Source organism: Colwellia sp. Bg11-28 (assembly GCF_002836245.1).
Taxonomy (GTDB): domain Bacteria; phylum Pseudomonadota; class Gammaproteobacteria; order Enterobacterales; family Alteromonadaceae; genus Colwellia; species Colwellia psychrerythraea_A.
On the sequence record NZ_PJBA01000018.1, the window covers coordinates 1,081,322 to 1,100,395 of the forward strand.

The following is a 19,074-nucleotide window of genomic DNA, read 5'->3' on the forward strand; positions in this document are numbered from 1 at the left end:
TTAGTCCTCTACCACTAAACCCATTGAACGAGCAGAACCCGCAATGGTACGCACTGCAGCTTCAAGTGAACCAGCAGTTAAATCAGGTTCTTTTGTCTTAACGATTTCTTCAAGTTGAGCTGTAGTAACAGTTCCAACTTTATCAGTGTTAGGACGACCAGAGCCGCTTTTTATGCCAGCTGCTTTTTTCAATAAGAAAGAAGCAGGTGGAGTTTTTGTTTCGAAAGTAAACGAACGGTCACTATATACAGTAATTACTACTGGAACCGGAGCGCCTTTTTCTAAAGAATCTGTTTTCGCGTTGAACGCTTTACAGAATTCCATGATGTTAACACCATGTTGACCTAATGCAGGACCAACTGGTGGTGACGGGTTAGCTGCACCAGCAGCTACTTGTAGCTTGATTAAAGCTTGGACTTTCTTAGCCATTTTAAAATACCTTTTGTTTGGGTAGTTAACGCAATCACTTAACATTAAGGTGGAATTCACCAACTCGACATAAAGTTTTCGCTTCCCTGTTTACAAAATTCGCTTTAAAAACAATTGTTTTCACAACAGAATAAAGCGCATTTAGTGCGCGCTAAAAATAAGCGGCAGCGGATTATATATTAACCAGCCATATCATTTCAAGCGCTTTTATTGTTACCTAGAAAATAGTGGTGTTCTGTATTTACATCAAAACACTGTTTCCCCTGTAAAATCAGCGTTTTTCCGCTACTTTATTAGTAGTAGAAATGGTAGCTTCTATACGACGGTTTTGTTCGTGAGCTGCAGCTGTATTATCTGTATTTAGTAATTCGCTTTCACCATAACCTATCGAATTTAAACGACTTGCATCAACACCAAAGTCATTAATTAAAACATCAACAACAGCCTGAGCACGCTTAGCAGATAAAGTCTGGTTATATGCAGCACTTCCCTTTGCTGAACTATGCCCTTTAATTGTTAAACTAAGATCTGGATAAGCTTCCATAAATTTAGCGACTTTAACCATAATTGGTTTATATTTTTCTTTAACTACGGCTTTATTGCTATCAAAGTTAATAAGTAACTCAACGGTATCTTGCGCTTCAGTAAAAACAGTACAGCCTACTTCATTTACTTTGTCCGTTGCAGGAGTATTAGCGCAATTATCTTTGCTATCTAATACACCATCATTATCACTATCTAATTCAGCGATAGGAGCAACAGCAGCGATAGGGGCAACAACGGCAGCTTTAGTTTTTACTGGCTCACTACGCTTTATTTCAGCTTTTTGTGTACCAAAGAAATAGATAAAGCCTAACTTAGCAGATAGGTCAGTGTAATTATCTTCAAATTGATAATGGCCTTTTCCTTCAAAATAAAGTGCCATATTCTTACTTAAATAATGACGGTAGCCAGCACCTAATGCTGCAGAAAGATTTGATTCCTCAACATCTAAAACATCTGCGCCACCCACAACATAAAAACTGTCTTTAAATGGGAAATATAATAGATCTAACGCAATACTTTTGCCTGATGATAAATCAACGTTATGATTTTCAGCAACCGGATTAAAATGAGTATAAGAAAGTCTAGTTTCAAATAACTCTGAGATACGGTAACCCGCCTCCGCACCTACACCTGAAGCATGATCAATTGATGAGTTGGCATTGCTATTAAAAAGACGATCCTCATCTGTTTTTAAATACAAAGTATGGCCACCAAGATACACCTTGCCAACTAAACTCTCAGCACTTGGCTGCTCAGCAGCTGATAACGATAAAGAAAAAATTGATAAACCGATAAACTGGCTTATTTTTGAAACTGGTAAGTAGCGCATTACATATTATCCCTATGAATGTAGTCCAATGATTGGTTTTTTACGGCGCATATTTTAATCGTTTCTTCTTTATGTTGCAGCAATTAGTTATCAATTTGTAAAAATATCTTTCAAATTGTTATTAAAAAGACATTGATAAGCTGTATTTCGGGCTACATAGGCCTTTACCTCCTTGTTTGGGCTAAAGTCTCTTACATTTAACATTTTAATTTTAGTTATAATGTTTTCATAAAAATGTCAGTCACATTATTACTAGGTCTCATATGTCTATATCTGCACACAACAGCAAACTACAAAGGTTTGTTGAAAGTAAAAAATTCCAAAGTTTTCTTATTTTCCTTATCCTCTTTAATGCAATTAGTCTGGGCCTTGAAACAAGCCAGTTTGGTAAAGCTAATGCTGAGCTTTTACACACCATAGATACGACCATCCTAGTACTGTTCACAATTGAGCTTTTATTAAAATTCATTGTTTATCGAAATCAATTTTTTCGTTCAGGATGGAACTGGTTTGATTTTATAATCGTTGCCATTTCCTGGGCACCTACAAGCGGTGCATTATCGGTTTTACGCGCCTTTAGAATATTGAGAGTTTTACGGTTACTTTCTGTCGTTCCGCAAATGCGTCGTGTGATAGGCGCCCTAGGGCATTCATTACCAGGTATGGCTTCAGTAGTTGGTGTCTTGAGCATTATATTTTATGTGTCCGCTGTACTAACCACTAAGATATTTGGCACTCATAGTGATGCAAACATGCAGGAATGGTTTGGCAACATTGGGCTTCTGCTTACACCTTATTTCAGGTAATGACATTAGAGAGTTGGTCTATGGGGATAGTTCGTCCAACCATGGAGTTATTTCCCCTCTCTTGGGTATTCTTTGTACCCTTTATCATTATTACCAGCTTCGCGGTCCTTAACTTATTTATTGGTATTATCGTTGATGCGATGCAAGTCATGCATGAAGAAGAAGGTAAACCTAAACAAGTCATAGCGACTAAAGAAGATATGTTAATACTTGAACAAAAAATTGATAAGCTAAATCAATTACTACAGAGTAAATCTAAGCCTGATAGATAGTGGAATTAAATATTATCTTATGTGATTAAAGTATTATCAAATTAATACCAATAAGTTAAGGTTAACTTTATAAAAAATATAACCTTACGGTAAAAAAATGACAACGGTTTCCCTTTATTCTCGTTTATGTAAACTACTGCTACTTGCTATGGTGATTATTGTCTCCGCTTGTAGCAGCACACCACAACCAAGCAACCCACCTCCCCTAACCAAGGCTAATATTTATATTAACCAGCTGGCTTTTGACGTGCAAGCGCCCAAACAAGCAGTAGTTGCTTTACCCATAGGTGAAACAGCAAGTCGTTTTATCGTTTATCAAGATTCAAACATGATTTATCAAGGTAAGCTTACTTCTCAACCAAGCTTCTCTGAATGGGGCCAAGGTGCTCACTATTACCTCGCTGATTTCTCGCAAGTAAAACGCCGAGGTGAATTTCATATTGTAGTAAATACACCCAAGCAGCAACTAGCTTCATCAACGTTCGCGATTAAACATAATGCTTACTTTGCACTTACCGCCAAATCACTAATCAATTACTTTAAAGCAAGTCGTCATACTAATCCGAGAGATGAATCTATTCGCATGATTGGTACTGAACGTTACGTTAATGTTTCAGGTGGTTGGGTAGATGCAGGAGGGGATCAGGGCAAACATTTAAGTCAGCATACTGAGTCTAACTTTTTAATTCCTCAACAAGGCGCAATAGCTACCTGGGCCATGGCAAAATCTTATGATAGCTTAAATCGATTGTATGACCGCAAGGCCTTAACATTGGAGCTTGCTGAGGAAGTTATTTGGGGCGCAGATTATCTACATAGAATATTAGACAGTGAAGGCTATTTTTATACCAATATTTATGACCAACGAGGCTTGGCAGAAGAACGTTTAATCACAGGTTATCAAGGAGCTGAAGGTGATTATAACACTAACTTCCAAGCCGCTTTTCGTGAAGGCGGAGGCATAGCTATTGCTGCGTTAGTAAGAGCACATGAACTGAGTAATAAAACAGGTGTTCAAGGTGAATTTTCTGCAAAGCAGTATTTAATCGATGCGGAACGTGCTTTTACTCATTTACAAAAGAACAACCTACGTTATGTTGATAATGGTAAAGAAAATATTATCGATGATTACACTGCCCTCATCGCGGCCACCGAACTTTATCGCATAACTAAAAAATCGAAATACTTAAAAACCGCGCGTCACCGTGCTCATAACTTAAATAATAGAATGACGTCACAAGGTTGGTTTGTCAGCGATGATGATAATAGACCCTTTTATCATGGGGCTGAAGCAGGATTACCTGTTATTGCCTTAGTTGATTATTTAGCAATAGAGCGTAATCGACAAATTAAAACTAAAACTAAACGGACTATTAAACTATCGCTTGATTATCAACTCGCCTTAAATTCTCAGGTTGCTAATCCATTTAATTTGGCACGCCAAACATTTAAAAGCTACAAAGATGGCCAGCACACTAAACAACAAGAAGGCTTCTTTATACCGCATGCAAGTGAAGCTAGCCATGCTTGGCAAGGTGAAAGTTCACGCTTGGCCTCATTAACCGCTGCAGCAATATGGGGTGGTAAAATCACTCACAGTGATAAAAGTGGTGCTTTTGGTATCAATGATGAACTCGCTTATTTTGCACAAAGCCAAATAGATTGGATCATGGGTAAAAATCCTTACCAAGTAAGTATGTTATACGGTTTTGGCGTTAATAACCCACCGCATGCTAAAAGTGCGGGTACTATGTTAAATGGTGGTATTTCAAATGGTATCACTGGCGCAACATCATACCTAAATGGCCGTGGCATTACTTGGGCTGAAGGACCTGATGAAAATAATAGACGCTGGGTAGAACAATGGTTACAAAATTCAACCTGGTATTTGTTAGCTATGACGGCAATGACTGAGTAATTCACATCAATGGACTGAGCTATTAAACTTAGTCCTTTGACAACACCTATTCTTAATTTCTTCAAACACAGACTTCTACATTAGAATCTTTTCATCAAAGCAGCTGATAGCTAAATAGCTTTATCTAACGTTTACTCTACTCTTGAACTTACACAGACGAATATTAATCAGGTAATGATTAACCTGTAATAACGACTCTGTAATACTGAAAATTTAGTGCTACTAAACGGATTAATTAATCACAAAAAAAAACGCTTGCACAAAGCAAGCGTTTTTATATCAAGTGTTTTTTATATTCAGAAAAAGTGGCTACTTAGCTACCCTTCTCAACTTGACCAAATTCTAAATCAACTGGCGTTGAACGACCAAAGATAAGTACAGATACTTTGATACGGTTTTTCTCGTAATCAAGTTCTTCAACTACACCATTAAAGTCAGCGAATGGTCCGTCAATAACACGGATAACTTCACCTGGTTCAAACAATGTCTTAGGCTTCGGCTTATCTGTTTCTTCAAGACGTTGTAAAATACGATCCGCTTCTTTCTTGGTAATCGGTGCAGGACGATCACTTGTACCACCAATAAAGCCAAGAACACGTGGAACACTTTTCACTAAATGCCAAGCATCAACATCCATTTCCATTTGTACTAAAACGTATCCAGGAAAAAACTTACGTGAGCTTTTACGCTTTTGACCTGCGCGCATTTCTACTACTTCTTCAGTAGGAACTAAAATCTCACCGAATTTCTCTTGTAAACCGTGGATTTCAATGTGCTCAAGCAATGTTTTTTGAACGCGACCTTCATAACCAGAAAATGCTTGTACTACGTACCAACGCAATTTCGGATTTTGATTAACTTTCTTTTCTTCGCCTTCAGGAGAGATATTTTCTTCTGACATATTTTCTTCAGACATAACTAAACCTGCATACCTGTAACTAAACCAACTAACCAGAATAGAACGGAGTCTAATCCCCAAAGTAGTAATGACATCAATAAAGTCACTACTAATACAATACCTGTCGTCTGTACGGCTTCTTGGCGTGTTGGCCAAACAACTTTACGTACTTCAGTACGAGCTTCTTTTGCAAATATAGCAGCATTACGACCTTTTTCAGTTTGTAATGCAATTAAACCAGCAATACCAACCATTGCCACAACAGCCACTGCTCTAATTAATACTGACTCTTCACCGTAAACGTAATTACCCGCAACAGCACCCGCTAAAAGTAAGAAAATAACTCCCCACTTTACTGCATCGAAAGAACTGCTTGGTTGCTCTTCTGTACTTGCATTCATAATTCTATTCCGTATTTATCTACTTTCTAATAACACGACTTGCAAACACAAGTCGCTTAAACATAAATGAAATCATCTATGTTTACTCAAAAATGGCAGGGGTGGAGAGACTCGAACTCCCAACCATCGGTTTTGGAGACCGCTGTTCTACCAATTGGAACTACACCCCTACAGATTGCTTATAAAGCAATAGTTACACTTATCAGGTGAATCTTAGTTTTTTGGGAAATAAGAGATACTCGAGAAGTGAGGCGCTATTATACTCAGCCCAGTGTTTTACTCAAGAAGTATTTGATGTATTGGCTAAGATAAGCCGTTTCTCTGCAATAGCATCTTTAAATAATCAGAACATGATTATTTAAAACGCAATAGATGCTCAACTAGCCTTCTTAAGAAATACTATTTCGTATTATTGAAACCCGGTCACTCATTTAAAATGCGACTCTATACTGTTGGAAATTTCTTTCCAGCGTTAAATTATGCGCACAAAAAAGGCCGCGTTAGCGACCTTCTTTATTCAGTACTATTTCTAATATGAATTTGTGTTTTAACAGATGATTTAACAAGACGTTGGCACGGAGTTGACGCTAGTCAATGAGTACCAACAACCACGTTAAATCGATGTTAAAGACAAATTAAGCCATAATCTTAGAAACAACACCAGCACCAACAGTACGACCACCTTCACGGATTGCGAAGCGTAAACCTTCGTCCATCGCTACTGGGTTGATTAGCTCAACAACAAACTTAAGGTTGTCACCAGGCATTACCATTTCAACACCTTCAGGAAGCTCTACAGCACCTGTGATATCTGTTGTACGGAAGTAAAACTGTGGACGGTATCCTTTAAAGAATGGAGTATGACGACCACCTTCATCTTTAGAAAGAACATAAACTTCTGATTCGAATTTAGTGTGAGGTAAGATTGAACCTGGAGCACAAAGTACTTGACCACGTTCAACATCTTCACGCTTAAGACCACGTAGAAGAACACCACAGTTCTCGCCAGCACGACCTTCGTCAAGAAGCTTACGGAACATTTCAACACCTGTACAAGTTGATTTTTGTGTATCACGGATACCAACAACTTCTACTTCTTCACCAATTTTGATGATACCACGTTCAACACGACCTGTTACAACTGTACCACGACCTGAGATTGAGAATACATCTTCGATAGGCATGATGAATGCTCCGTCGATTGCACGCTCTGGCTCTGGAATGTAAGTATCAAGTGCATCAGCAAGCTCAATGATTTTCGCTTCCCATGCTTCATCGCCTTGAAGAGCGCCTAAAGCAGAACCTTGAATTACCGGTAAGTCATCACCTGGGAAATCATATTCAGAAAGAAGTTCACGAACTTCCATTTCTACTAATTCTAATAATTCTTCATCATCTACAACGTCACATTTGTTCATGAAAACGATGATGAAAGGAACACCAACTTGGCGAGACAATAAGATGTGCTCACGTGTTTGTGGCATAGGACCATCTGTAGCAGCAACTACTAAGATAGCGCCATCCATTTGTGCAGCACCAGTGATCATATTTTTGATATAATCGGCGTGACCAGGACAATCTACGTGTGCATAGTGACGTGCTTCAGTATCGTATTCGATGTGAGAAGTATTAATTGTAATACCACGTTCACGTTCTTCAGGAGCGTTATCGATTTGTGCGAAATCTTTAACTTCACCACCGTGAACTTTAGTTAATACCGCAGAGATAGCGGCTGTTAAAGTAGTTTTACCGTGATCAACGTGTCCAATAGTACCAACATTTACATGTGGTTTATTACGTTCAAATTTTTCTTTAGCCATTGTAAGATACCTCTGGGTATAGTAATTATTTACTGTTTAAGTTTGATATTTAATTTGAGATAAGGATAGATTAATCTAGGAATGGTGCTGATAGGCAGATTCGAACTGCCGACCTCACCCTTACCAAGGGTGCGCTCTACCAACTGAGCCATATCAGCATTCATATACAAAGATTGGAGCGGGCGGCGAGAATCGAACTCGCAGCTTTAGCTTGGAAGGCTAAGGTATTACCACTATACGACGCCCGCGTTTTCTATCAGATATCTTTTTTTTTGAACTATACTTTTCAACAAAGTATAACTCGAAAGATGGTGGAGGGAGGTGGATTCGAACCACCGAAGGCTGAGCCGTCAGATTTACAGTCTGATCCCTTTGGCCACTCGGGAACCCCTCCACTTTAAGCCTATACCTTTTCCAAGGTACCCTATAAAAGCATTGCTTTAATAAGTATTAATGGTGCCGACTGCCGGAATCGAACTGGCGACCTACTGATTACAAGTCAGTTGCTCTACCAACTGAGCTAAGTCGGCACTACATTAAGTGGTGCGAATTCTAGTGTAATGTTTTACGCCTTGCAATAGCTAAATTCAAATATTTTGCACTTTTTTCATCTTTATTGTTTGTTTGATGGTTTTTCATTCAAAGGAAGGTCGTTTTTACTGCTCAACGGCTTGTTACTGGTGGTTAAAGTAAAAAATCCGACACTGTTAAATGTCGGATCTCTTTATTTTTCTTTGTTAGGACATATTTTTGGCTATATTTCTTACTATATATAGCCGTGTTATCCCTTAATTAAATGCAATGCTTAGTGTGATAAGGAGGAAGCTGGCATTCCACCTAATTGTCCTGCTGACATTTGTGGCATTATTGGCGTTTGTTGATCAACTTGTGCTCTAGCCGCTGCCGCTGTTAAAGCGCCAACTGATTTATTTCGTGCTCTCACCATAGGAGCCGGGATGATACGACCCTTTATTTTCGGTTCAGGTGCAAAGTTAGCCGCCGATTTACCCAGGAGGCGAGTATGGATACAAGATCTAATTTCTTCTAATGTGTAATTGGCTTTTACTTTAATACGAAGGTGTGGAATTGAAGCGGCTTCTAAACTACCACTCACAAACCAGTCTTTTTTAATTTTATAACCTCGGCCCTGCGTATCGACTAAATCAATCGCGCCAAGTAGTTTCATAGTGCTACGATCACAAATAACAAAATCTAAGTATTTGGTTTCAGCACTTTTTGCTGCCGTTTGACTGGCTCGACTTGAGACTCCATTGCGTATCGTTACCACATCACTGAGCCTGACGCGATTCAGCACACGGTATTTCGCACCTAATGCTTGTTCAACAAGATTTTGGAAGTTTTTTTCTGCGGGTGTAAAAATTGCTTTTTTACTATCAAAAGGAAAAGGAAAGCTATTGTCATTTAAACGACTTGCTAACACGGCAACAATTACCACTAAGGTAATCAAGGTAAATAATATCAGTTCCATACATTTCTCCAGCGATTCAAATTCTTGACGCTTTCTCTCTATTAGAGAATAAACGTACTACTTAACCTTGATTAAGCAAAATTTGTGCCGAAGATTGATGTTTAGAAAGGTTTATTAAGATATGATTTTGAATAATACTTATTTAAGAAATAGATGCAGCGTCAAATACTGCACCTATATAGTAGTATTAATTTAGGCAGGGTATTTTTCTTCTAACGCTTGGTATAATTGCTGCTGAAAATCTTCTGCACCAGTATCTAAAGTAGTAACTAGCTTTGCTAATACTTCATTATCTTCTTCACCGTGCCACTCTTTAATATAACTACCCTCTTTATAACCGTGGTCTTGGCGGAAAAAGTTTAGTGTATTTTTACCTACATATTGTCTGAATAATTCATCTAGATCCATATTCATTAACGACATGCAGTCAGCTAAAGCTTTGGCATCAAAAGCTCTACTTGTAACAGCAGCCGATGCTAAGTTTTCTAGCGCTATTTTAAAGTCACTTTCTGCCGTACCTTGGTGTAATTCTTTTGAAAGTTCACTGGCAATTAATTCGGCACTATCACCAGACATTAAACGTAAACTCAAACCAAAGTGAAAAATATCAACGAGTTCTAATTGCACTTGAGCGATGTCAATTTCTTGGTGTTTCCACCATTTCCAACCATGATGGTCTAACATCTCAGCACATTCTACCCAAATTGCACGATACCATTCATAGCCATTTTCACGCCAAGTGTCACTAACACGACTGTTCATCGCATCTTGCATGACCAGCATTTGGCTAATTTGTTTCTCGGCTATAGAGAGTGCAGTTGATAGTTTTTCGCTCATGTATTTCTCAAATAATAATGTTAGTACTGTTATTTTGCCGTAGCTGATAGCTTGTGACAAGTATTATACTAAACGGATTAACTTATTGACCAAGTTAGCGCTACATCAGCTCGAAAGGTATTAGCTGTTTCTTTTGCTTTAAGAGTAGCTTTATGACTATATTAGGTAGGTAAAACTCTTCTCCCTCTGCTTATTGTTACCATATCACCAAGTAAACGAGTTAGCTCAAGGAAAGTTCTATGAAGTATTTAGACAATAACCTACTACTTAACTCCGTCATTGATCTCATTGATGATTTAATTTTTTATAAAGATAAACACTTCAGATATATTGGCTGTAATACTGCTTTCCTCAACTTTGTCGGCAAAAAAGCTGAGGACCTTATAGGCAAGGATGATTTTGAAATATTTGATCATGACTTGGCTTGCCTATTCAGAAAGCACGACAAACTCATGCTAGCTGAAGGTAGTGTCAGATCCAATGAAGAATGGGTTGTCTATCCTAATAACAACAAAGTTTATCTGTTAACCAAAAAAATTCCTTTTGTTTATGATGGTATTAACACCGGAATTTTAGGCATTAGTCGTGATATCACTTCGTTAGAGAAAGCCAACCAACAATTAAAGCAACAAACATTATTGGATGAACTTACACAGATAAAAAACAGAAAAGCATATAACCTTAAAATTAAATCTTTACTCGCTGTTTTTGAGCGTTACCAAACCCCTTTCTCAATTATCAGCATAGATATTGATGATTTTAAAAATATTAATGACAACTTTGGTCATGATGTTGGCGATACGGTATTACGGAGTTTTGGTGCGCTTATCGAGAAAAATATTCGAGAAACTGACCACCTATTTAGAATTGTCGGTGAAGAATTTGTCATTTTATCAGAGTCAAAAACTAAAGTTGATGCGATTCAGTTAGCCGAAAAATTAAGAAAAATTGTGGCTTTTAATACTATTCTTACCGATATTAATATCACCATCAGTTTAGGTATTTGTGAAGTAACTACTGGTGATGGTCCCAACTCTATAGCTAAGCGAGTTGATAATTTACTTTATGAAGCGAAGTCCCATGGAAAAAATAAAGTGACTTATCATTCAGTAACATAAAATTTCAATTTATAGTTCAAATTCATGGGCAGACCTTACTGTTTGATATGCTCACTTTAACTGAACAGTTTTTTCCTTACCATAGCGCGATAAGCTTTCGGCGTTAAATGTAAGTCTTTCTTAAATAATCGAGTTAAATGTCCTTGATCTTGATAACCCACCTGATCTGCTATTTCTTGAATAGTTAAATTACTTGATGCCAATAGTTCTTTTGCTGTTTCTATTCTTAACTGCTGCCAGTATTGTGTCGCACGAACGCCCGTTGCCGCTTTGAACCGGCGGGTAAATGAGCGTTGACTCATACCAAATTGCTTAGCAATTTCTGTCAGGGTTAATTCAGTATTTAAATTTGTCCGTAGCCAAAATTGAATTTCAGCAATCAATTCATCCGCATGCCTATCACCCGATCCCTCCAAATAACGTTGTTCCTCATAAGGCTTGCGTATCTCATGGGAGAAATTTCGTTCTACATTTTGTGCCGCTTCTTTACCGTAATGCTGAGCGATTAGGTGAACAATAATATCTGCCAATGCATTTAAGCTAGCTGCACAATAAATACGTTCAGATTGCGTAATAAAGAAATCGGGCTTTAAATCAACTTGTGGATAGTCTCGCTTAAATTGCTCAACATAATGCCAATGCGTGGTTGCTGAGTGATTATCTAATAAACCTGACTCTGCCAAAAAGCACACCCCAGTGCCAACACCAATTAAAGTACTTCCTTGCTGCCAGCAATGCTTTAACCAAGCAATTAATTTTTCATGACTTTTAAGTACGGGGCGAGGATTACGCCACAAACTGGGCACAATAATAATATCAGGTGGGGTTGATTTAACTAATAATTCACTATCAAGGGTGATATCGGCAACCATGGTAATGCCTGCACGTGACTTTATTTTAACTGACGATTCACTTAAAAATTGCGTGTCTAGTTTTAATACTGATTTATCATAACGCCTAGCAAAAGCCTCACCAGCGAGTAACATCTCTATGGGTAAAGTAACTCCCGTGGCTAATACATGCGGATAAATAGCTAAATTTACCGTTAACTTATTTGTTAGATAATCTATTTTTATCCGCTTATTAGGCATCATTCCTTTCCTCTTCATTATTTTTGGCCATTATTGCATACTACAAGGCCATTTTGGCTTATTATTATTTTGAGGAGTCATTAGAATAGACACTATCAAACGCAATACGACTATTTTGCATTTATTCAAATTCTTTAAGTGGATTATTACATGACACGTTTACCTTTAATTATTGGCATGGGCGGTATTAATGCTTCAGGCCGTACCTCATTTCATCAAGGCTTCCGACGTATAGTAATCGATAAATTAACTGCTCAAGCACGCCAAGAAACATTTGTCGGATTAGCAAGCTTAATGAAAATTGTCACAAAAAAAGATGGTGCTTTAGTTGATGGTGACGGTAACCTTGTTTTAGCTGAAGAGATCGAAAGCAAGTTTGGGCAAAAAATTCTTGCTGGTACCCTAATTCGTAAAATTGAAAAAAATCATTTTGATCCTGATGCGACTCACTGGCATCAAAAAATGAATGTCACGCCTACAGATAAACCTATAGCGTTTGAACTACGTGCTAAAGAATTACCTCAACCGGTACCAAGTTCATGGTTGGTTACTGACTTAGGTGCAGGTAGAGTTTCTGTCGAAATTCCTGAGCAACTAACAATTACTCACGATTCGTACCGTGATAATCCGATTAAAGCCGCAGGGCAATTTCCTACTGGATTCGATCCTACTGAGCTTTACAAAAGTCGAAACCATCCGCGCGGTTTGCAAGTAACAATCTTTGCGGCGACAGATGCTATTCGCTCTACCGGATTAGAATGGGATGCTATTCTAGATAAAATTAGTCCCGATGAAGTTGGTACCTACTCAGCTTCAATAGCAGGACAAATGCATGATGAAGGCTTTGGTGGCTTAGTTAAAAGCCGTTTAACCGGTTCTCGTGTCAGCTCTAAGCAATTAGCGCTGGGACTTAATACTATGTCTACCGATTTTATCAATGCTTATGTTACTGGCAATGTTGGTACTACTTTTACTAGCTCAGGTGCTTGTGCAACATTTTTGTATAACCTACGCGCCGCAACACATGACATGGCCGCTGGCCGAACACGTATCGCTATTGTTGGTAGTAGTGAAGCGCCTATTACGCCAGAGATGATTGAAGGCTTTGGCAACATGAGTGCATTAGCCAACGAAGAAGGGCTAAAAAAACTTGATGGTACTGATACTGCTGATCATCGTCGAACTAGCCGTCCATTTGGTCAGAACTGTGGTTTTACTATGGGTGAAGGCGCACAGTTTGTTGTCTTGATGGATGATGCGCTTGCCTTAGAGATGGGCGCAAAAGTACTCGGCTCTGTTGCCGACGTTTTCATTAACGCTGACGGTTACAAAAAATCAATTACCGCACCAGGACCTGGTAACTATATTACCATGGCCAAATCCGTTGCTTTAGCAGAGCAAGTTTTAGGTAAAGAAGCATTACAAGAACGTAGCTTTATTTTGGCGCACGGTTCAAGTACTCCACAAAATCGCGTTACTGAGTCATTAATTTATCATAAAGTTGCAGAGTGTTTTAACATTGAAAATTGGCCTGTTGCAGCACCTAAAGCGTATATTGGTCACACCTTAGGTCCTGCTAGTGGCGATCAAATGGCGATGGCATTAGGCATTTTTAGCGATAATATTATGCCCGGTATTACCACTATTGATGAAGTTGCTGAAGACGTTCATAACGAACACCTTAATATTGCTACTGATCATTGGCACTGCCCTGATATGGATATCGCTTTTATCAATTCAAAAGGCTTTGGTGGTAATAATGCAACCGCGACTGTTTTTTCTCCAAAAGTAAGTTTATCAATGATGGAGAAACGTTATGGTGCAGAGGCAATGGCAACTTACCAACAGAAGTTAATTGAAGTAGAACAAGCCCAGCAAGTGTATCGTGATAACGCTAATGATGGTCAGTTTGATTTAATTTACAAATTTGGTGAAGGTCTGATCGATGAAGCCAATATTGAATTAACTAACGATCGTTTACGCTTCACTGAATTCAAAAATAGCATCGCACTACCTAGCAAAAACCCTTTTGATGATATGGTTTAACCTTATCTAGTAAGGTGTTAGCTTACTAAAATGGCAAGCTAACACCTGATATGTTCCTGCTCTTCCTAAAGTACAAAATCGAGTCACTTCTCCTCCTATTATAGTTTTCCTAAACAAAGATAAGGCAAAATATGACTCGGCTTCGCATCATTTTAATCACTTTACTATCACTATCAGCCTTTGCTGCTAATTCGCTCATCACTCGTTTTGCTTTAGAAAAAACGGCTATTGATGAAGCTAGCTTCATTATGCTTCGAGTTGTCTCAGGAGCACTCTTCTTGTGGTTATTTTTAGCGATCAAAAAAGATAAAAAAATAGCACAAGGGGGGACATGGTTTGCTGCTTTTGCTTTGTTTATTTATGCCGTCAGTTTTACCTATGGTTACGGATTGATTGCAGCTGGCACAGGTGCCCTATTACTCTTTGGATCAGTACAAATTACCATGACCGTTGCAGGTTACCGTGAAGGAGAACGACTGAACGTAATACAGCTAGTCGGCTTTGTTTTAGCAATTGTTGGGCTAGTCATTTTGATGCTACCGGGTATAAGTGCACCTTCCTTTATGGGAGCATTTTTGATGTGTATCTCAGGGATCGCTTGGAGTATTTACACGCTACAAGGCAGAGGAGCAAGTAGTCCTGCAGCTAGCACTGCCGGTAACTTCATAAAAGCTGCCCCTATGGCAACACTGTTATGGCTCATAGTTTACCTGTTTACAAACAACACTATCGACTTAGCAAACACTGGTGTTATTTATGCATTGCTATCCGGTATTGTCACTTCTGGTATCGGGTATATTATTTGGTATAGTGTTTTGCCTGAGCTTAAAGCCACTCAAGCCGCGATTGTGCAATTAAGTGTTCCGCTATTAGTCACTTTAGCTGGGGCTCTACTACTAAATGAAGTCATTACATTACGTGTCATATTCGCTTCAATTACCATATTAATTGGCACCATTCTAGTACTGACTTTCAAGCGTAGGCATTAATATCCTCTTTAACAGTACATACCACCTTCACAGCGCCATGGTACTGAATAACTAGAATGACTCAAAAAATTTAATCAAAGTAAGGAAAATCTTAACAACTTTCATTTCTTACCTTGCCATACCCAGCTATCTCCAACAGAGAACCTTCAATAAACAACCTTCAGTACCCGGTCCAAACTGTATTTTATTTTGATAACCAATTGAAAACGGCATTATATTCAAAATAATTATAAGCTAATAGCATTATATTCTTAAGCTGTATTTATTTTATACCGTGAGCTTTCACCTCGCCTACAACAGCTATTTTTACTGAACTCTCGTTGCAAAAACTTGTTTTTTTGTTTGTTTTTTATTCAATTTATAATGTTCACACATCAAATAATTGTAGATAATATACAATATAACGTATATAAGTGTGTCCGTCTTTCAGGGTTATTTGCTTAAGAAACCCCGCTGCTGACTGGTGAAAGTACAAGGGAAGCTAAGTCAGCTTAAAGGACACAACAAAACAATAATAATATAAAACAACAATAAAATAGGTAAAACCAAATGATTACATCAAACTTAAAGGCACGTAGATCTCTCGCTGCTATTGCCGTAGGTACCGCACTAATGCTTTCTGCTCCTAGCGCATTGGCTATCGACACAGGTACGGTTAAAGGTCATATAATTAGTAATGAAGGCGTTGTTATTAGCAATGCCACCATCACCCTAAAACATAAAACCAAAGGGCTGGTATTTACAGTTCAAACCAACGACAAGGGTAATTACTCACTGCGTAATGTTCCAGTTGGTGACTATAATATTACCATCACAAAAGATGGCTTCAACGGAGCAGAAGAGCCAAATATCAGCTTGAGAATTGGTCAACCTGTTATTATTGATAGTCAATTACTGTCAAGCTCTGCGACAGCGCAAGAGATTGAACGCATTGATATTCTTGGCAGTAGTATTCGTCGCGTAGATTTAGCGTCTTCAACCTCAGGTGTTACCTTCAATCAAGAAGAGCTTGATAGAATGCCAGTAGATAATGGCTTTGAAAATATCGCTTTGTTAGCACCAGGTACCTCTTCTGCAGGTGGCTCAAATTTTAAAGGGGCATCTAGTTTTGGTGGTTCATCTTCTGCGGAAAACGCCTATTACTTGAACGGTCTGAATATCACTAATATTAAAACAGGTTTAGGCGCGCTATCCCTACCATGGGAAGCTATTTCACAGACACAAGTGAAAACAGGTGGAGTAAGCCCTGAGTTTGGTGGTGCTTTAGGCGGTATTGTTAATGCCGTATCAAAGTCTGGTGATAATGAATTTAAATTTGGCGGACAAATTCGTATTGACCCCTCTTCAATGCGCGCAAGCCAAGACACTGTTTATCTTGCCAACGGCAATGTTTCTAGTGATGGAGCTACAGGACAAGATAGCTACCAATTTACCGAAGCAAGACTTTGGGTAAGTGGTGCAATTATCGAAGATTCACTATTCTTCTATGGCTTATATGAGCCACGTAAAGAAGATGAAACTTACTCAACACAAACCGTAACAACAGACCGTGTGCGTGAATCAGACCGCTGGTTTGCCAAAGCAGATTGGTTTGTTAACGAAAATCACTCTTTTGGCTTTATGGCGATGAATAATAAACGCACATGGACAAAGAAAAATTACGCCTATGACTCACAAGCCAATACTGTTGGTGAAAAATTGGGGGTTAACTCACCCGGTGAAGATGGCGGTCAATTATATAGCATTAACTATAACGGTTACTTAACGGATAACTTCAGTGTAAACGCGGTAGTTGGTCGCGTAGTTGAAGAAGTGAATACTATTCCGAGTTCAACAGCACCCAGTGTCTGGGATGCAACTGACGGCTGGGTTAAATTAAGTAACGACACAGACAGCACTTTGAAAAACGAAGAATACACTCGTGATCAAGCGCGTATAGATTTCAGCTTAGATCTTGAAGAACATGCGATTAGTTTTGGTGTTGATTATACCAATGTCGCTGTTGATTATTTAGAGTTTCCTAATGGTGAAGGTGACGCTGCTGCTTGGTGGACAGTATATACTGCCGGCGATGGCAGTGTTTCTGGTGCGCCAGCAGGCGATACCTATATCGAAAAACGTGTCCGTAATAGATTTACCGATTCTGATGTTAGTCAATTAGCCTTTTATGTAAACGACTCATGGCAAGCGACAGACAATTTGGTCTTAAACATGGGTGTGCGTTATACCCAATCTGAAAATACCATGAACAGTGGTGAAGCTTATGTTGATTTTGATAATCAAATAGCACCACGATTACAAGCCATTTATGACTTATCTGGTGATGGTAGTTCAAAAGTTTATGCTACTTATGGCCGTTTCTTTCAGCCAGTATCAGCAAACATGAACATTACTCAAGGTAGTTCAGCAACTGACGTACGTGATTATTACCGCACAGACCAACTAGACAGCAATGGTTACCCAGCTTTACTGACTGACGGTTCTCCTAGCCATGGCTCCGCATATCGTGAGACAGATATTCGTCAAGACAGCACCAACTTAGCCGCTGGTGGTATTGCTTCTACCACATTAGAGCCAATGTACTCAGATGAAGTCACCCTAGGCTTTCAGCAAGAAGTCTTTGATACCATGACTTTTGGTACACGCGTTATTTGGCGTGAACTTGGCCGTGGTGTAGAAGATAGTGATATCCAATCACCGTTGAATAAGAAATTGGCTCAACTTGGTTATAATGATGTCGGTGGTACATGGTTCTTACACAACCCAGGCGAAAGCTTAACCATTGAACAAGATTTTGATGGTAATCCTGATAATGGCCTTGAAGCAGTAACTTTATCTGCTGAGGAAATGATGTTACCTAAGATGGAACGTCATTATGCTGCTATGGAATTCACCCTTGATGGTTCGATCACGGATAGCTTCCGCATTAACTCTTCTTACACTTACTCTAAAAACTGGGGTAATACCGAAGGTCTAGTTAAAACGGATAATAACCAAGCAGATCCAGGTTGGACAACTTCGTACGATTACGGAGATGTTATGGACCACGGCTATGGTCTGTTACCAAATGATCACACCCATGTATTCAAATTTAACGGTAGTTACGACATCACTGAAAACATAATTTTTGGTTTCGTTTCGAGTATTAGTTCTGGTCGTCCACAAAGTTATCTTGGTCGTCACCCAACTGGCGTAGATAGTTGTGCTGCGGGTAATGTATGGGAAGCATGTTATGGCAATTCTGGTCATGAGAGCTTTTACGATGAAAACGAACAACCAGCTAAACGTGGTTCAAAAGGTAATCTTGATTGGGTTACTAATGTCGACTTATCATTAACTTATATTACCGAAGTAATGGATGGTGATTTATCATTCAAAGCGACCGTTTATAACGTATTTGATAGCGATTCAGCGACCAATATTAATGAAACAAGAACCTCCCTAAATGATGACGGAAACTTAGTTAAAAATGCTGATTACGGAAGTATTACTGACCGTCAAACAGAACGTTATGTCTCCTTTGTTGCCCGTTACGAGTTTTAATAGTTACTGTTTAAGCAGCTAATATTTAGCTGCAACTAAGAT

Annotated in this window: 15 protein-coding genes and 5 tRNA genes; 7 read left to right on the plus strand and 13 right to left on the minus strand. The window is 38.8% G+C overall.

All coding sequences use genetic code 11. The annotated features are described in order from the left end of the window. A complete protein-coding gene (gene rplK / locus CXF79_RS21840) occupies positions 1 to 429 on the minus strand; it encodes a 50S ribosomal protein L11 (RefSeq protein WP_011045498.1) in 429 nt (142 codons plus the stop codon). A 271-nt stretch (positions 430 to 700) separates the two neighbouring features. After that, positions 701 to 1,804, minus strand: coding sequence for an OmpA family protein (locus tag CXF79_RS21845; RefSeq protein WP_101157882.1), 1,104 nt, complete (start codon positions 1,802 to 1,804; stop codon positions 701 to 703). 263 nt (positions 1,805 to 2,067) lie between these two features. Here CXF79_RS21845 and CXF79_RS21850 point away from each other — a divergent pair, with 263 nt between their 5' ends. The 3 genes from CXF79_RS21850 (at position 2,068) to CXF79_RS21855 (ending at position 4,800) form a co-directional block, all read left to right on the plus strand. Beyond that, positions 2,068 to 2,610: an ion transporter gene (locus CXF79_RS21850; protein WP_269801495.1), complete on the plus strand. Its 543-nt coding sequence runs from the start codon at positions 2,068 to 2,070 to the stop codon at positions 2,608 to 2,610. A 20-nt stretch (positions 2,611 to 2,630) separates the two neighbouring features. Next, on the plus strand, positions 2,631 to 2,882 hold the full coding sequence (locus CXF79_RS23880) for an ion transporter (RefSeq protein ID WP_269801496.1): 252 nt from the start codon (positions 2,631 to 2,633) through the stop codon (positions 2,880 to 2,882). Positions 2,883 to 2,979: 97 nt separating this feature from the next. After that, complete coding sequence (locus tag CXF79_RS21855) at positions 2,980 to 4,800, plus strand: glycoside hydrolase family 9 protein (RefSeq protein WP_101157884.1); 1,821 nt, start codon at positions 2,980 to 2,982, stop codon at positions 4,798 to 4,800. A 313-nt stretch (positions 4,801 to 5,113) separates the two neighbouring features. On the opposite strand, the gene nusG is transcribed toward CXF79_RS21855, so the two are convergent. The 10 genes from nusG to CXF79_RS21905 all read right to left on the minus strand — a co-directional run bounded on the left by nusG (position 5,114) and on the right by CXF79_RS21905 (position 10,245). Continuing rightward, positions 5,114 to 5,701 carry a transcription termination/antitermination protein NusG gene (gene nusG / locus CXF79_RS21860; protein WP_011045502.1) on the minus strand — a complete coding sequence of 196 codons (588 nt, stop codon included), beginning with the start codon at positions 5,699 to 5,701 and terminating at the stop codon, positions 5,114 to 5,116. 17 nt (positions 5,702 to 5,718) lie between these two features. Then, positions 5,719 to 6,099: a preprotein translocase subunit SecE gene (secE, locus tag CXF79_RS21865; RefSeq protein WP_011045503.1), complete on the minus strand. Its 381-nt coding sequence runs from the start codon at positions 6,097 to 6,099 to the stop codon at positions 5,719 to 5,721. Between the two features lie 93 nt (positions 6,100 to 6,192). Next, positions 6,193 to 6,269: transfer RNA gene (locus tag CXF79_RS21870), tRNA-Trp, on the minus strand. 465 nt (positions 6,270 to 6,734) lie between these two features. Continuing rightward, on the minus strand, positions 6,735 to 7,919 hold the full coding sequence (tuf, locus tag CXF79_RS21875) for an elongation factor Tu (RefSeq protein WP_011045489.1): 1,185 nt from the start codon (positions 7,917 to 7,919) through the stop codon (positions 6,735 to 6,737). A gap of 82 nt (positions 7,920 to 8,001) precedes the next feature. Next, positions 8,002 to 8,077, minus strand: a tRNA-Thr gene (locus tag CXF79_RS21880). 16 nt (positions 8,078 to 8,093) lie between these two features. Continuing rightward, positions 8,094 to 8,167 (minus strand) — tRNA-Gly (locus tag CXF79_RS21885). 61 nt (positions 8,168 to 8,228) lie between these two features. Continuing rightward, positions 8,229 to 8,313: transfer RNA gene (locus CXF79_RS21890), tRNA-Tyr, on the minus strand. 60 nt (positions 8,314 to 8,373) lie between these two features. Continuing rightward, a tRNA-Thr gene (locus CXF79_RS21895) sits at positions 8,374 to 8,449 on the minus strand. 275 nt (positions 8,450 to 8,724) lie between these two features. Next, complete coding sequence (locus CXF79_RS21900; RefSeq protein ID WP_011045504.1) at positions 8,725 to 9,408, minus strand: DUF2726 domain-containing protein; 684 nt, start codon at positions 9,406 to 9,408, stop codon at positions 8,725 to 8,727. A gap of 192 nt (positions 9,409 to 9,600) precedes the next feature. Further along, positions 9,601 to 10,245: a dUTP diphosphatase gene (locus CXF79_RS21905; RefSeq protein WP_011045505.1), complete on the minus strand. Its 645-nt coding sequence runs from the start codon at positions 10,243 to 10,245 to the stop codon at positions 9,601 to 9,603. Positions 10,246 to 10,484: 239 nt separating this feature from the next. On the opposite strand from CXF79_RS21905, the gene CXF79_RS21910 reads away from it, so the two are divergent. Further along, positions 10,485 to 11,363 (plus strand): GGDEF domain-containing protein, encoded by an 879-nt coding sequence (locus CXF79_RS21910; protein WP_101157886.1) that lies wholly within the window; start codon positions 10,485 to 10,487, stop codon positions 11,361 to 11,363. A gap of 56 nt (positions 11,364 to 11,419) precedes the next feature. Here the strand turns inward: CXF79_RS21910 and CXF79_RS21915 are convergent, their stop codons facing one another. Next, positions 11,420 to 12,454 carry a GlxA family transcriptional regulator gene (locus CXF79_RS21915; protein ID WP_101157888.1) on the minus strand — a complete coding sequence of 345 codons (1,035 nt, stop codon included), beginning with the start codon at positions 12,452 to 12,454 and terminating at the stop codon, positions 11,420 to 11,422. Positions 12,455 to 12,604: 150 nt separating this feature from the next. Between CXF79_RS21915 and CXF79_RS21920 the strand changes: the two genes are divergently transcribed. From CXF79_RS21920 to CXF79_RS21930, 3 genes are all read left to right on the plus strand, one after another. Next, positions 12,605 to 14,500 (plus strand): beta-ketoacyl synthase, encoded by a 1,896-nt coding sequence (locus CXF79_RS21920; RefSeq protein WP_101157890.1) that lies wholly within the window; start codon positions 12,605 to 12,607, stop codon positions 14,498 to 14,500. A gap of 131 nt (positions 14,501 to 14,631) precedes the next feature. Beyond that, positions 14,632 to 15,489 (plus strand): DMT family transporter, encoded by an 858-nt coding sequence (locus CXF79_RS21925; protein WP_101157892.1) that lies wholly within the window; start codon positions 14,632 to 14,634, stop codon positions 15,487 to 15,489. 549 nt (positions 15,490 to 16,038) lie between these two features. After that, positions 16,039 to 19,032, plus strand: coding sequence for a TonB-dependent receptor (locus CXF79_RS21930; protein ID WP_101157894.1), 2,994 nt, complete (start codon positions 16,039 to 16,041; stop codon positions 19,030 to 19,032). Positions 19,033 to 19,074 lie beyond the last annotated feature (42 nt).